This window comes from Pseudomonadota bacterium (assembly GCA_016719885.1).
Classification (GTDB): Bacteria; Pseudomonadota; Gammaproteobacteria.
In genome coordinates this window covers 105,581-119,480 of record JADJYF010000015.1, presented here as the reverse complement: position 1 = coordinate 119,480, position 13,900 = coordinate 105,581, and the positions used below count along the sequence as shown (strand labels likewise).

Genomic DNA, 13,900 nt, shown 5'->3' with positions numbered 1-13,900 from the left:
GTGGAATCAGTGCTTCTTCCGCCCATTCATCTGCCTGCCGTTCCTTCGAGTCTTCGCGGCCAGTATCCGCGTCACGCAGCGAGAGGTCGTCGATGAAGGCGTCGCCCATGTCGTGATCCAGGTGGCGGCCGACATGGGCGAGTTCGTGCAGCAGGCAGAACCAGAAATTGTCGATGCGGTCGTAGCGCAGTGTCAGACCTATCACTGGCCGCCCGTCACCTAAGCGCAAGGCTGCGCCGTCGAGATAGGTCTTGGGCAGGTGCGGCACGATGACCAGTGGTATGCCATGCTTGGCCAGCAGCGCCTTGGCCTGGCGCGGTCCGTCCGCAGCGCGGCTGAGACGGGCAAGGGTTTTCAGAAACTCCAGGGTGACGGTGCCGCGTTTGTATTTTGCTTTGGGCTTGGCCGCGTTCGCTTGCGCCAGAACCTGCCAGCACCATGCGTTGAGGGCGTAAGCGTCCATCTTGGCGTTGGCGCGAAGGTGATCGTTCTTCTTGTACAGCACGGCGCCTGCGACATTCCGCCCTCCGGCGCGCTCGATAAGGCCTTGGATGATCGCTTCCGCGTTGCGGACAAGGTCGCGGCCTTTGGGTATCCAGCCCAGCTTGGCCATCGCGAGCAGCGGGAATCGGCTCCATTCGAGATTGGCCAGTGGCTGGTCACCGTGATCACTCGATTTGTGCAGTAGAACTTCCGCTGGGATGGCCAGATGTTCGTGCAGCGCACGCGCCATGGGCATGGTGATGGCGCGCTTGCCAGACAGGACCTCTGAAACCTTGGCACGGCTGCCGATGAAGGGGATGAGGTCGCGTGGACTCAGGTTGGCCTGTTCCATGCGGAACTCGATGGCGGCTATCGGGCTCGGGTAGCCCATCGGCTCGTGTTTGTTCTCATAGGCTTCGACGAGATCGGCCAGGATGTCGAGTTCATCGAACTCGACGGTGCCGGGCTCAGCGTCCATCAGCGCATCGATACGCGCGAGCGCGGCCTCGTAGTCCTGCTCCGAACGAATCGGCTTGATATTGCTATTGACCATCTCACACATCCTCGACGTCGATGACGTCATATTCGGCATGGGTGCCGACGAAGCGCACGTAAACGATACGTGCCGGGTAGTTGATCCGCACCACCAGGCGGTAGTCGTTGCCCTTGATATTGAATATCACCCGACTGTCTTTGGCGAAGCTGGCGTTGCGAAACTTCTGTTTCACCTTGGCCGGCGAATCCCAGTCCTCGTGCTGCACCTCCCGGTACCAGGCCAGCAGCGGGGCTTCGGCCGATGGGTGCTTTTCCCAGAATGCCCGCAACTGGCGTTTGGCAATGATTCGCATGGGCATGCGAAAACCGGTCCCTTAGTTAATGGGTGTAATGTGCTCCCAAAACGAACATTTGACAATGAATTTGATGCAGACCTGGACGGTCGGGGGACGGTTCCGGGGGCATCTGGCTCGCCCTGGCGCTTGAAAATGGAGGTGAGGTTCTTCCGTCCCACGTTCCCCCTACGGGGCCGGAGGGCGCCCGGCTACAGCGGGGTACTGGGCGCTGGTCAGGCGCCGGCGAGGGCTCGAGGTCCAACCAGGCGACCGGCCATCAGCAGTGTCCGTCGGCCCGCATTTCGCACACCGTGTCTTCGAAGGCGCCAGCCAGAGCGTCGATATGTGCCGTGGTCATCGGCGTCGACAACGCGCCGATGCCGCGCATGGACAGCTGCACGCCGCGATTGGCGAGGCCGAGGAAGGCCAGGAGGTTGCGCGTGGCGTCGGCGGTTTCGACCGCGCGCGCATCGGTGAGCGGGGTGCGTGTCCAGTGCACCTGGAACAGCGAGCCGGCGCCGCACACCTGGGCCGGCAGGGCGTGACGTTCGATGACGCTCGCGAGGCGCGCACGCGCGAGATCGCCCAGCGCGTTGATGTGCGCAATCGCGCTTTCATCCAGCAATTCCATGGCGGCAAGGCCGGCGGCCATGGTCATGGGATTGGCGCTGAAGGTGCCGAGATTGGCGACCGTGCCATCGGCTTCGAGGCAGCGCATGAATGCGCGCCGTCCGCCCACCGCGCCGACCGGAAAACCGCCTCCGATGATCTTGGCCATGGTGGTGAGATCGGGGTCGAAGCCGTAATAACCCTGCGCACCGCCGACCGCGTGGCGCAAGGTGACGACTTCGTCGCAGATGAGCACGATGCCGGCGCGGCGCGTCTCGTCGCGCAATACGCGCAGGAAGTCGGCGTTGGCGGGTATGACGCCGCCGGCGCCCTGGATCGGTTCGACGATGATGGCCGCGAGTTCATGGCCGTAGGTCGCGACCGCTTCACGCACCGCGTCGACGTCGTTGTAGCGCATGAGCACGACATCGTCGCAGGCGGCCTGGGGCAGGCCACCGACGTCGGCGTGCGGCACGGTGACGCGCACCGGATCGTCGGGCGCGGGCAGGCCATGGCCGCCGACCATCACGAAATCCGACGAACCGTGATATCCGCCCTCGAACTTGCCGATGCGATTGCGGCCGCTCACCGCGCGTGCGATGCGCAGCGCGACCATCACCGCCTCGGTGCCGGAATTGTTGAACACCACCTGCTCGACGCTGCGCACGCGCTCGGCGAGATGTTCGGCCAGCGCGAGTTCCTGGGCGCCGGGCGCGGAATAGGTGGTGCCGCGGGCCAGCTGCCGTTGCACCGCCTCGACGATGCGCGGGTGGCCGTGGCCGTGCACGAGCGTGGTGTAGTTGTTATGGAAATCGACGCGCGTATTGCCGTCGAGATCGGTGCCGGTCACGCCGGCGGTGTGGTCGACGTAGAACGGGAAGGGCGGATGGCGCAGCAGCGAGCGCGAGGTGCCGCTAGGCACGCGATGGCCGGCGCGCGCCGCGTGTTCACGCGAACGTGGATTGCGTGCGAGATAGGTCTGCCAGGCGCGGCTTTGTTCGATGTTCATGGCTGGCGACTCCGGACGCTTTCGACGAAGTTGCGAAACTGTTCAAGGTCATGCCGCTTGATGCGCCGCGCCTGGTCGGCGTCGCGCGCGGCGATGGCCGCGACCAGCGCCGCGTGGTTGGACCATGACTGCGAGTAATAGCCCGGCCGCTCTTCGAGCATGGCGCGCACCGCGGCTGTACAGTGCGGCACGCTCTGCATGCGCAGCACTTCTATCAGGCGCAACAGCACCGGGCTTTGCGCGGCCTGGTAGACGGTGAACTGGAAGGCATTGTTGCGCTCGAGCGTGCTGTGCAGGTCGCCTTGGCGAGCGGCGCTTTCGACCTCGGCGCAGAGTGTCTTCATCTGCTCGATGTCCGCCGCCGTCGCGTGCAGCGCCGCGCGCGCCGAGGCGTCGCCTTCGAGATTGATGCGCAGATCCCAGATGTCGGCGGCGGATGCGGCGTCGAGCTGCGGCACGATGATGCCGCGGTTGGGCAACACCGCCAGTGCGTTCTCGGCGGCCAGACGCGATACCGCCTCGCGCACCGGCATCATGCTGGTGCCGAGTTCGTCGGCGAGCTGGCGCAGGGTCAGTACCGCGCCCGGTTCGAGGCGGCCCGACAACAGCGCGCTCTTCAAACCGTCATAGGCGAGGCCGTTCAGGGTCACGCGCTCGACGCGGGCGAACACCGGCGCTGGAGTGGCCATGGGATCTCCGGATACGGACAATGCCGGCAGTGTAATTGACATCTGTGATCACAGCTACCTATAGTCCGGGCCACTACAAGAGCGACGGACGAGCGACATGGCGGAGCGGGGCGGCGAACAGGCGTGGCGCATCAGCGTGGATACCGGCGGCACTTTCACCGACGTGGTGGTGGTTGACGGTGCCGGACGCTTCACCATCGGCAAGGCGCTCACCACGCCGTCGCGCATCTTCGGCGGACTGGCCGCGGCGCTCACCGATGCCGCGCAAAAGCTCGAGCTCGGCATGGCCGAAGTCTTGGCCCGCACCTCCATCTTCATCTACGGCACGACGCGCGCGACCAATGCCATCGTCACCGGCTCGGTGGCCAAGACCGCGTTCCTCACCACCGCCGGATTCCCCGACATCCTGGTGCTGCGCGAGGGCGGCAAGTTCAACCCTCACGATTTCTCGACGCCGTTTCCCAAGCCCTATATCCCGCGCCGCCACACCTTCGAGATAGACGAACGCGTCGATGCCACGGGCAGGGTCTTGAAGGCGCTCGACGTGGCGCAGGCCGAGGGCGTGCTGCAAACCATCCGCGCGCAGGGCTTCGAAGCGCTGGCGGTGGCGCTGCTGTGGGCGACGGCGAACCCGGTGCACGAGCGGCGCCTCGCCGAACTCATCGAACAACACCTGCCCGGCGTGCCCTATACGCTCGGCCATGCATTGAATCCCATCCTGCGCGAATACCGGCGCGCCTCGTCGGTGGCCATCGATGCCTCGATCAAGCCCTTCATGCAGGCGCATCTGCGCGACCTGCAACTCGATCTGCGCGAGGCGGGTTACCGCGGCGAGCTTTTGATCAGCACCACCATCGGCGGCTGCATCGACGTCGAGAGCGTCATCGAGCGACCCATCCACACCGTGCGCTCGGGCCCCGCCATGGGACCGGTGGCGGGACGCCGCTATGCGCAACTCGAAGCACGCGCGGAGCCGGCGCTGGTGGTCGACACCGGCGGCACCACCTTCGACGTCAGCCTGGTGCGCGACAATCACATCGCCATCACCCAGGAGACCTGGCTCGGCGAACGCTTCACCGGCCACATGCTCGGCATTCCGGCGGTGGATGCACGCAGCGTCGGCGCCGGCGGTGGTTCGATCGCGTGGCTGGACGACGCCGGCCTGCTGCACGTCGGCCCGCAAAGCGCCGGCGCCGAGCCGGGCCCGGCCTGCTACGGACGCGGCGGTACGCGCGCGACGGTCACCGATGCGGCGCTGGTGCTCGGCTACCTGGACCCGGAATTTTTCCTGGGCGGTCGCATGCGCCTCGACACCGCGGCCGCGCTGCGTGCCATCGAGAGCATCGCCCAGCCGCTGGCCATCAGCGCCGAGCAGGCCGCCTATTCGATATTCGCGGTTTCCAACGAGACCATGATCAACGCCATCAAGGACATCACCGTCAGTGAAGGCATCGACCCTTCGGAAGCGGTGATCGTCGCCGGCGGCGGCGCGGCCGGGCTCAACATCGTCTCGATCGCGCGCGAGCTGCAGTGTCGCGCCGTCATCGCGCCGCGCACCGCCAGCGTGCTGTCCGCCTGCGGCATGCAGTTCTCCGACATCCAGGCCGAAGCCAGCGCCGCCGCGCCGACGCGCTCCGATGCCTTCGACCGCGCGCTGGTCAACCGCGCGCTGGACGACATCGATGCGCGGCTCGACGCTTTCGCCGCGCGCCTCGCCGCGCGCGGTTTCACGAAACTCACGCGCCACTACCGCGTCGATGCCCATTACACCGCGCAGGTGTGGGACTTGAGCGTCGACCTGCCGGCGGCACGCATCGGCGATGACACTGCCGAGCAGGCGCTGGTGGAAGCCTTCCATGCCGCGCACCGCCGCGTGTTCGAAGTGGAGGATCGCGCCAGCGCCGTGGAATTCCTGAGTTGGACCGGACGCCTCGCGGTGGCGCTGCCCGAGATCGCGGTGGTCGGCCAGGGCGCCACGCGCGACGCACGCCCGACCCGACGCAAGGTGTGGTTCGACCTCGAAGGTCCGCGCGATGCGACCGTGGTGCGCGGCGATGCGCTGGCCATTGGTGCCGAGGTCAGCGGTCCGGCCATCATCGAGGAAGCCACCACCACCCTGGTCCTGCCGCCCGGCACGCGCGCGCGGCTGACCGCCAACGACAGCTATGTCATCGAGCTCAGCGCTTGAACCAGGAGGCACCCGTGACCACCACCACCCGCACTGACGGCGCCACCCGCACCCTCTCGCCCATGCTGCTCGCGGTGCTCGCCAACCGCTTCGACGGCGTGGTGCGCGAAATGACCAACACCATGCTGCGCACCGGCCGTTCGGCGGTGATCAACTCGGCGCGCGATTTCTCCTGCGGCATCACCACCGCCGACAACCAGCTGTTCGCCACGGCCGAGGGGCTGCCGGCGCACACCTACGGCCTCAACCTGCAGACCGCGGCGATGTGCGCCTTCCATGACGACATCGCCGAGGGCGATGCCTACCTGCACAACGATCCCTACAGCGGCAATTCCCATCCCGCCGATCACACCTTGATCGTGCCGGTGTTCTGGCAAGGCAAGCACGTGTTCAACGTGTGCGCCAAGGCCCACCAGGCCGACATCGGCAACAGCCTGCCGACCACCTATCACGCCGCCGCGCGTGATATCTATGAAGAAGGTGCGCTGATTTTCCCGGCGGTGCGCGTGCAGCGCGGCGGGCGCAACATCGACGACATCATCCGCATGTGCCAGCGCCGCATCCGCGTGCCGGATTACTGGTACGGCGATTTCCTGGCCATGCTGGCGGCGGTGCGTACCGGCGAGAAGCGCATCCACGAGGTGTTCGCCAAGTACGGCGCCGACACGCTCGCGCGTTTCGTCACCGAGTGGTTCGACTACAGCGAGGCGCGCATGCGCCAGGCCATCCGCAACCTGCCGGCCGCGACCGTCGAGCGGCACAGCGCCCACGATCCCCTGCCGCCGATGATGCCCGATGGCATCCCGGTGCATGCGCGGGTCAGTGTCGACCCGGCGGCGGCGCGCATCGTCATCGACCTGACCGACAACATCGACAACATGGACAACGGTCTCAATCTCTCGGAAGCCTGCTCCATCAGCAATTCCGTGGCCGGCATCTTCAACTGCCTGCCGAGCGACATCCCGCGCAACGGCGGCTCCTATCGCTGCGTGGAAGTGAAGCTGCGCGAAGGCGCGGCCATTGGCATTCCGCGCTTTCCTCACAGCTGTTCGGTGGCCACCACCAACGTCTCGGATCGCCTGCTCAACACGGTGCAGGCGGCGCTGTCGGATCTCGGTGAAGGCTACGGCCTTGCCGAAGGCGGCATCGGCATGGGCGCGGGCTTCTGCGTGATCTCGGGCCGCGACCCGCGCCACGGTAATCACCCTTACGTCAACCAGCTCATCATCGGCAACAACGGCGGCCCCGGTGGACCCGAGTGCGATGGTTGGATCACCTACGGCATCCCGGTCGTGGCCGGCCTCATGTATCGCGACAGCGTCGAAGTGAGCGAGCTGAGTTACCCCATCCACTACCGCGAGATCCGACTGACCACCGACACCATGGGCGCCGGCCGCCGTCGCGGCGGACCGGGCGTCGAGATCACCTATGGGCCGAGCGATGCGCCGATGACGGTGGTGTTCGCGGCCGACGGCCAGGTCAATCCGGCGCGCGGCGTGCGTGGCGGCGGTGACGGCAACATCGGAGCGATGCATGTCATCGACCGTGACGGCCAGCGCGTGCGTGCGCCGAGCGTCGGGCAGATAGTGCTCGATACCGGCATGTGGTTGAACGGCGTCGAGACCGCGGGCGGCGGCTATGGCGATCCGCTGGAGCGCGAACCGGAACGCGTGCGCGAAGACGTGCTCGAGCGCTATGTCACTTTCGCCCACGCGCGCGAGGTCTATGGCGTGGTGTTCAGCGACACGCGCCTCGACGAGACGCTGGCGGTGGACGTGGCCGCCACCACCGCGCAACGCGACGCACTGCGCGCCGCGCGTGCGCACTGAATCATCCGCGGGAGCGGCACGCATGACGACCATTTCGAAGCGCGGCACCGAGGACGAACGCTTGCCGATGCTGCTCGGCTTCCAGCGCGTGTCGGACAACACCGCGAGCGCAACGCGCTTCATGGAATACGGCCGTGGCATCTACGTCTACGATACCGACGGGCGCGAATACATCGAGGCCACGGCGTCGTTCTACGTCGCCTCGCTCGGCTATCAGAATGCCGAACTGATCGACGCCATCGAGCGCCAGTACCGCGAGCTGCCGTTCTTCGTGTCGGCCTTGCATCGCACCAGCCGCGCTTCGCTGGAACTGGCCGAGAAGCTGGTCAGCCTGGTGCCGGTCGCCGATGCGCACCTGCTGTTCGGTTCGACCGGCTCGGAGGCCATCGATTTCCTGATCAAGCTGCTGCGTTTCGGCGCCGTGGCGCGCGGTGAGCCGCGCCGCACCACCATCATCGGTCGCCATGGCAGCTACCACGGCGGCACGCTGGCGTCCGCCAGCCTGACCGGCGGGCACCACGAGGAATTCGGGCTGCCCATCGAAGGCTTCCGCCACGTGGCGCAGCCGGATTACCACGGCGAGCGCGAGGTCGGTGAAAGCCCGGCGGCGTTCTGCCAGCGCCTGGCACGGGAGCTCGAAACGCTGATTGCGCGCGAGCCCGCCGACAGCATCGCGGCGTTCTTCTGCGAACCGATCAGTTTTTCAGCAGGCTTCAAGCTGCCGCCGGCCGAGTATTTTCCGAGCATCGTGCCGGTGCTCGAAGCCCATGGCATTGCGCTGGTGGCCGACGAGGTGGTGACCGGTTGTGGACGCACCGGGCAGTGGTGGGGCAGTCAGACCTTCGGCCTGAAGCCCGCCCACGCCACCATGGCCAAGGGCATCACCTCGGGCTATTTCCCGCTGTCGGCGGTTGCCATTGGCAAGGATTTGTATCGCGATCTCGAACGCGGTTCGGAACGTGTCGGCACGCTCGCCCATGCCGGCACCTATGCTGCCCACCCGGTCGGCGCGGCCGCCGCCTTGAAAACCATCGAGATCATCGAGCGCGATGGACTGGTGGCCCACGCCGCGGCGATGGGCGCCAGGCTGCACGCCGGATTGAATGCCTTTCGCGATCACCCGCTGGTCGGTGATGTACGCGGCGCCGGCCTCGCCGGTTGTCTCGATTTCCTGCGCCGTGATGCCGACGATCGTCCCATCAACGGCGATGCCGACGCGGTGCTGGAACGCGTCTACGAAAAACTGCTCGAGCGCGGCGTGGTGGCGCGATTGGCCGGTCGCAGTCTCATCATCGCGCCGCCGCTGGTGGTGCAGGCCGACGAAATCGACGAGATCTGTCGTCGCGTGGGACTCGCGCTCGACGACGCCCTCGCCTGAGGGCGGCTGCGCTCGCGATGCGGGCCGGCTCAGCGCGCCGCCACCGGCGCGCGTTTGAGTGAAGTGAATACATCCAGCAACTGGTCCGCGAGGCTGACGGCGGCGCGGCGCGTCATGCGTTCGTCGGTCATGGCGCCGCGAAGATCCGCTTCGACCCGCGCCACCGCGAGTTCGCGGTGGGTGTCGATGAGGAACAGCCGCAACCACGAGATCAGGAAACTGAATTTGCGCTGCACGCCGAACGCCACCCAGTCCGCGCCTGCTGCGCGCCCGAGTGCCGCGACGGCGGCCGGATGGGCGAGGTAGTAACCGTTGGACGCGAGCGCGCGCGTCTCTTCGTCGACCGGCCGTTCGATGACGGTCACGCCGCTCGCTTTCAAGCGTTCGCGCAGGAACGGCGCGAGGGCCGCGGAGCGCGCGACTTCGGCCGGCACCCGCGGCAGCAGCGTGTCATCTTCGAGTCCGAAGTCGAGCACCAGCACGCGTTCGCCGGCGGCGTGGGCAGTGCCGGCAAACAGCAGGAACATCAAGCAGAACACATGGGCGTGGCGCAGGGGCTTCGAGCTGGGCATGACGGCATTCCGATAGCGCGGCCACTCGCCGCAAGGAACAACTTAGCGGCGCGGCGCGGTGCGCGCCAAGGTCACGCTGCCCGTCGCGCGCCGGGCATTTTGCCCGGTCTGCGCGCCGCTTCGATGCCATGCATGCCGGGCGCGCTGCGGTCCGGCACCGAGCGATGGGACGCCGGCGAACGACGTACGGCTATTCAGGGCGCACCCGCCAGCGCGGCCCGAAGCTTCGGCCACACGTCGGCGTTGACGCAGTGCTCGGGCAGTTCGCCGCGCTCGAGCTTTTCAATATTGCGTACCACCGCCGCGCCGATGCCGCGCAGGCTTTCCTCGGTCACGCCGCCGACGTGCGGCGTGGCGATGACGTTGTATTGCAGCAGCGCATCGTCGGGATCGAACGGTTCGGTCCAGAACACGTCGAGGCCCGCGCCGGCGAGATGCCCGCTGCGCAGCGCCTCGAGCAGCGCTTGGTATTCGATGACCTGGCCACGCGCGATGTTGACGAGGAAGGCGCCGGGCTTCAGGGCGCCAAGCACGCGTGCGTCGACCAGCCCGATGTTGTCCGGCGTGGCCGGCGCCGCCACCACCAGGTAGTCCGCCTCGCCCAGCACCTCCATCAGTTCCGTCGCCGCGACATGGCGCTCGAGGTTCACGGCCGGGTCGCGCGCGCGTTCGCCGCGCGGGCCGTGTCTCGATACGGCGACCAGGCGTGCACCGAAACCGCCGAGGCGCCGCGCGATTTCCTCGCCGATGCCGCCATGGCCGAGGATCACCACGGTGCTGCCCCACAGCGCGCGGCCCATGGGCCCGCTGAAGCGCCGTTCGCGGAAACGCTGCTGGGCGAGCGGAACCTGGCGGCCGAGCATCAGCATCAGCAACACCGCGAGTTCGGCCACTGATTCGGCATTGCCCGAGCCGACGCTCGGCACGTTGGCGACCAGCACCCCGGCGCGGCTTGCCGCATCGATGTCGACGATGTCGAGGCCCACGCCGTACTGCTGAACGAGTTTGAGGCGACCGCCGGTCAACGCGGCCTGCGGGAGGCGCGTCATGATCGGCACAATGACGTCCACCTCGCGCGCGACATCGACGATGTCGCTGGCGTCGCATTCGACGATGGCCTCGTCACCAAAGGCCGCGGCCAGTATTCGCCTGACGTGGGAAAAGCCGCGCACGGCAAGTGCAATTCGCATGATGGTTCCGCGCCTCCCGTTCGAATCGATGTTGGTCGGCGACGCCGCTGCGCCCCACTCGCGGCGGCCATCACCGCCTGCGAGTTTCGCACAAGGCCGCGCGCCGGTACGGCGTGCGGGCGCTGGGGTACCGCGCTGCCGCCCCCCTGCCCGCGCTGGCGCCTGTCAGCGCCTCGCCGACCAGCGCCCCAGTGGGTGCACGAGTCACGTTGTCGAAAACCACAACGCCCGCCCGTCCCGTTTGTAGGCCGCGCCGTTGACCACCTATCCGCGCGCTCATGAGAATGCCGACACGCATCGGCATTCGCCGAGCACCTTCGAGGGGAGCACCATGGAATTCAATCGCGTGGTCGGTTCGCGGCGCAGCATCCGCTATTACAAGACTTGGCAGGCGGTGGAGGAGGAAAAGATCCAACGCATACTCGAGGCGGTGCGCTGGACCACCTGCCCGGGCAACCTGCAGCCGTGGCGAGCGATAGTGGTGTACCGCGACGAGCTCGACGACAACACCCGCGAACTGCTGCTGCGCGCCGACAACTGGCAAGGAGCCCACGTGCAGGCGCCGGTGTGGATCTATTGGTTCGGCGACCTGGCCGTGGCGCGCCCGGACAACTTCGTGCGCAACACCATCGAGCTGCTCGGCGTCGGCGCCATCCCGGCCGCCTACGGCTGGGCCAAGGACACCATCCAGGCCGCCATCGAAGGCGGCGAGGAAACGCCCGAGGGCATGGCTTCGATCCAGGAGATCCTGCACGACATGCCGGAGGAAGTGTCGCGCGCCATGGCGCACGGTGAGACGGTGGGTGCCTGCGCGGTGGCGGTGTTGGCTGCCGTCGACGCCGGCCTCGGCACCTGCCTGCACACCGTCGGTCGTCCTTCGATGGTGGCCAAGGTCAAGCAGGCCCTCGGCGCACCGGACAGCTGGGTGCCGGTGTGGGTGCAACTGCTCGGCTACCCGGCCGAGGGCGCCGATGCCGGCGGGCAGCGGCCGCGCAAACCCTACGAGGAACTCTACTTCCGCATGAAACACGGCATTCCGATGAAGCGCGATCCGAAGGTCGTCGCCGAACTCGAGGCCGAGGGACTGCTGCAGGCGCCCGCGCCGCTGCCGGGGCGCGCGGACGAGCTGCGTTACCTGGCGCGCATGTACGGCTATCCCGAAGAATGATCGAAGGTGCACCCATGAGCGAAATCGATCACCCTTTGTGGACCGAAATGAGTGTGCGCACCTGGATCGAGGCGAGCACCTCGGTTGCCCTGCGTCCCGCCGCCGATCGCGCGCGCAAGCTCGATTGGCTGGCCGACTACTGCGCGTTCGTCGGCGCTTCGCCCGATGCGATTGTCGCCGCCGCGCGCGGCGACGCGGCGGCCAAGAATGAATTCCTCAAGCGCTTGAAGACCTGGGCAGACCAGATGACGGCGCCGGAGCGCACGCGTCACGACGCCGAAAACGCCATACGTGGCTTCTTCATGCGTAACGGCTTCCGGGTCGTTGCGCGCCCCTATCGCGACGTCTACCAGCGCGCCGGGCGCTGAGCGCTCCCATGAACGCCGGCGACTTCCTCACCCATACCGCGCGCAGCCTGCCGACGCGCACCGCCTTCATCTGGGAAGGCCGCACGCGCAGCTACGGCGATTCGAACGCACGCGCCGACGCTTTCGCCCATGAACTCGTGGCACGCGGGCTCGAACGCGGCGACCGCGTGGCGCTGCTGCTCGACAACTGTCCGGAAGTGCTGGAGGCGATGTGCGGCTGCTGGAAGGCCGGCCTCGCGGTGGTGCCGCTCAACGCGCGCTTCACCACCAGCGAGATTGCCTATCACCTCGAGGATTCGGGTGCGCGCGCGGTGGTGGCGAGCACACGGCATCTGCCAACCCTCGCCACGCTGCGCGCGCGCCTGCCGGCGCTGGCCCATGTCATTGCCGCGGAGGGTGACGGCGACGACGCCTGGGAAACCATCGTCGCGCGCGAGCGCGGAGCGTTTGCGAGCGTCGCGGTGTCTGCTGACGAACTCGCGTGGCTGGCCTACACCTCGGGCACCACCGGCCGCCCCAAGGGCGCCATGCTCACCCACGGCGTACTGGTGTTCGAAGTGCTGGGCATGCTCGCGGACTTCTTCCCGCTGACGAGCGAACACGTTGGCATACACGCCGCGCCCTTGACCCATGGCTCCGGGCATGTCGGCTTGGTGTTCACCGCCAAGGGGTGTGCGCAGGTGATCCTGTCGCGCAGCGGATTCGACGTAGCGTTGTTCCTCGAAATGGTCGAGCGCCACCGTGTGAACGCCTTGTTCCTGGTACCGACCATCATCAAGATGGTGGTCGAGCATCCGGATGCGAAGCGCCGCGACCTGTCATCGCTGCGCTGGGTGTTCTACGGCGGTTCGCCGATGTATGTCGACGATCTGCGTCGCGCCATCGATACGCTGGGACCCATCTTCATCCAAGGCTTCGGCCAGACCGAGTCGCCGATGACCGGCACCTACCTGCCGGCCGCCGAACACGATATCGATGGACCGGGCGCGCATCGCTTGATGTCGTGCGGACGCGTGCGCACCGGCATCGATTTACGCATCCTCGATCCGCAGGACCGCGAACTGCCAAGCGGCGAGGTCGGCGAGATCTGCATCCGCGGTGGCTCGGTGATGGCCGGTTACTGGTGCCGACCGGAGGAAACCGCGGAGACCTTGCGCAACGGCTGGCTGCACACCGGCGATCTCGGTCGTATGGATGCCGACGGCTACGTCTACATTCTCGACCGCAGCAAGGACATGGTGATCTCCGGCGGTCTCAACATCTATCCGCGCGAGGTCGAGGAAGTGCTGCTGTTGCATCCCAAGGTCAGCGAAGCCTGCGTATTCGGCGTGCCCGACGCGAAGTGGGGCGAGGCACTGTCGGCGCAGGTGGTGCTGAACGCGGGGCACACGCTCGGCGAGGACGATCTGCTGGCCTTCCTCGCCGAGCACCTCACCGGCTACAAGAAACCCAAGCACATCAGCTTCGTGGCGGCGTTGCCCAAGACCACCTACGGCAAGGTCGACAAGAAGGCGGTGCGTGCGCCCTATTGGTCAGGACACGCGCGGCAGGTCAGCTGACGGCGCGTTCGCGGCGACGACAATACCC

At 67.1% G+C, this 13,900-nt stretch carries 11 protein-coding genes; 6 read left to right on the top strand and 5 right to left on the bottom strand.

Annotated elements, in window-relative coordinates:
• Positions 1–1,037: 1,037 nt before the first annotated feature.
• The 3 genes from IPM80_16580 to IPM80_16570 all read right to left on the bottom strand — a co-directional run bounded on the left by IPM80_16580 (position 1,038) and on the right by IPM80_16570 (position 3,620).
• Positions 1,038–1,331: a type II toxin-antitoxin system HigB family toxin gene (locus IPM80_16580; protein ID MBK8959988.1), complete on the bottom strand. Its 294-nt coding sequence runs from the start codon at positions 1,329–1,331 to the stop codon at positions 1,038–1,040.
• Between the two features lie 259 nt (positions 1,332–1,590).
• On the bottom strand, positions 1,591–2,931 hold the full coding sequence (locus IPM80_16575; protein MBK8959987.1) for an aspartate aminotransferase family protein: 1,341 nt from the start codon (positions 2,929–2,931) through the stop codon (positions 1,591–1,593).
• Positions 2,928–3,620 carry a GntR family transcriptional regulator gene (locus tag IPM80_16570; GenBank protein ID MBK8959986.1) on the bottom strand — a complete coding sequence of 231 codons (693 nt, stop codon included), beginning with the start codon at positions 3,618–3,620 and terminating at the stop codon, positions 2,928–2,930. Before IPM80_16570 ends, IPM80_16575 begins: the two co-directional genes overlap by 4 nt.
• A 97-nt stretch (positions 3,621–3,717) precedes the next feature.
• Here IPM80_16570 and IPM80_16565 point away from each other — a divergent pair, with 97 nt between their 5' ends.
• From IPM80_16565 to IPM80_16555, 3 genes are all read left to right on the top strand, one after another.
• The gene (locus tag IPM80_16565; GenBank protein ID MBK8959985.1) at positions 3,718–5,808 is read left to right on the top strand and encodes a hydantoinase/oxoprolinase family protein; all 2,091 of its coding nucleotides are present in this window, start codon (positions 3,718–3,720) and stop codon (positions 5,806–5,808) included.
• Between the two features lie 62 nt (positions 5,809–5,870).
• Entirely contained in the window at positions 5,871–7,637 is a 1,767-nt protein-coding gene (locus IPM80_16560) for a hydantoinase B/oxoprolinase family protein (protein MBK8959984.1), read from the top strand.
• A gap of 22 nt (positions 7,638–7,659) precedes the next feature.
• Entirely contained in the window at positions 7,660–9,015 is a 1,356-nt protein-coding gene (locus IPM80_16555) for an aminotransferase class III-fold pyridoxal phosphate-dependent enzyme (protein ID MBK8959983.1), read from the top strand.
• Between the two features lie 29 nt (positions 9,016–9,044).
• On the opposite strand, the gene IPM80_16550 is transcribed toward IPM80_16555, so the two are convergent.
• The gene (locus IPM80_16550; GenBank protein MBK8959982.1) at positions 9,045–9,587 is read right to left on the bottom strand and encodes a DUF2380 domain-containing protein; all 543 of its coding nucleotides are present in this window, start codon (positions 9,585–9,587) and stop codon (positions 9,045–9,047) included.
• 194 nt (positions 9,588–9,781) lie between these two features.
• On the bottom strand, positions 9,782–10,777 hold the full coding sequence (locus tag IPM80_16545; GenBank protein MBK8959981.1) for a hydroxyacid dehydrogenase: 996 nt from the start codon (positions 10,775–10,777) through the stop codon (positions 9,782–9,784).
• A gap of 331 nt (positions 10,778–11,108) precedes the next feature.
• On the opposite strand from IPM80_16545, the gene IPM80_16540 reads away from it, so the two are divergent.
• The 3 genes from IPM80_16540 to IPM80_16530 are packed head-to-tail and all read left to right on the top strand — an operon-like array spanning position 11,109 to position 13,872.
• Entirely contained in the window at positions 11,109–11,945 is an 837-nt protein-coding gene (locus tag IPM80_16540; protein MBK8959980.1) for a nitroreductase family protein, read from the top strand.
• 14 nt (positions 11,946–11,959) lie between these two features.
• A complete protein-coding gene (locus IPM80_16535; GenBank protein MBK8959979.1) occupies positions 11,960–12,313 on the top strand; it encodes a hypothetical protein in 354 nt (117 codons plus the stop codon).
• An 8-nt stretch (positions 12,314–12,321) separates the two neighbouring features.
• Complete coding sequence (locus IPM80_16530; GenBank protein ID MBK8959978.1) at positions 12,322–13,872, top strand: long-chain-fatty-acid--CoA ligase; 1,551 nt, start codon at positions 12,322–12,324, stop codon at positions 13,870–13,872.
• The last annotated feature ends 28 nt before the right edge of the window (positions 13,873–13,900 follow it).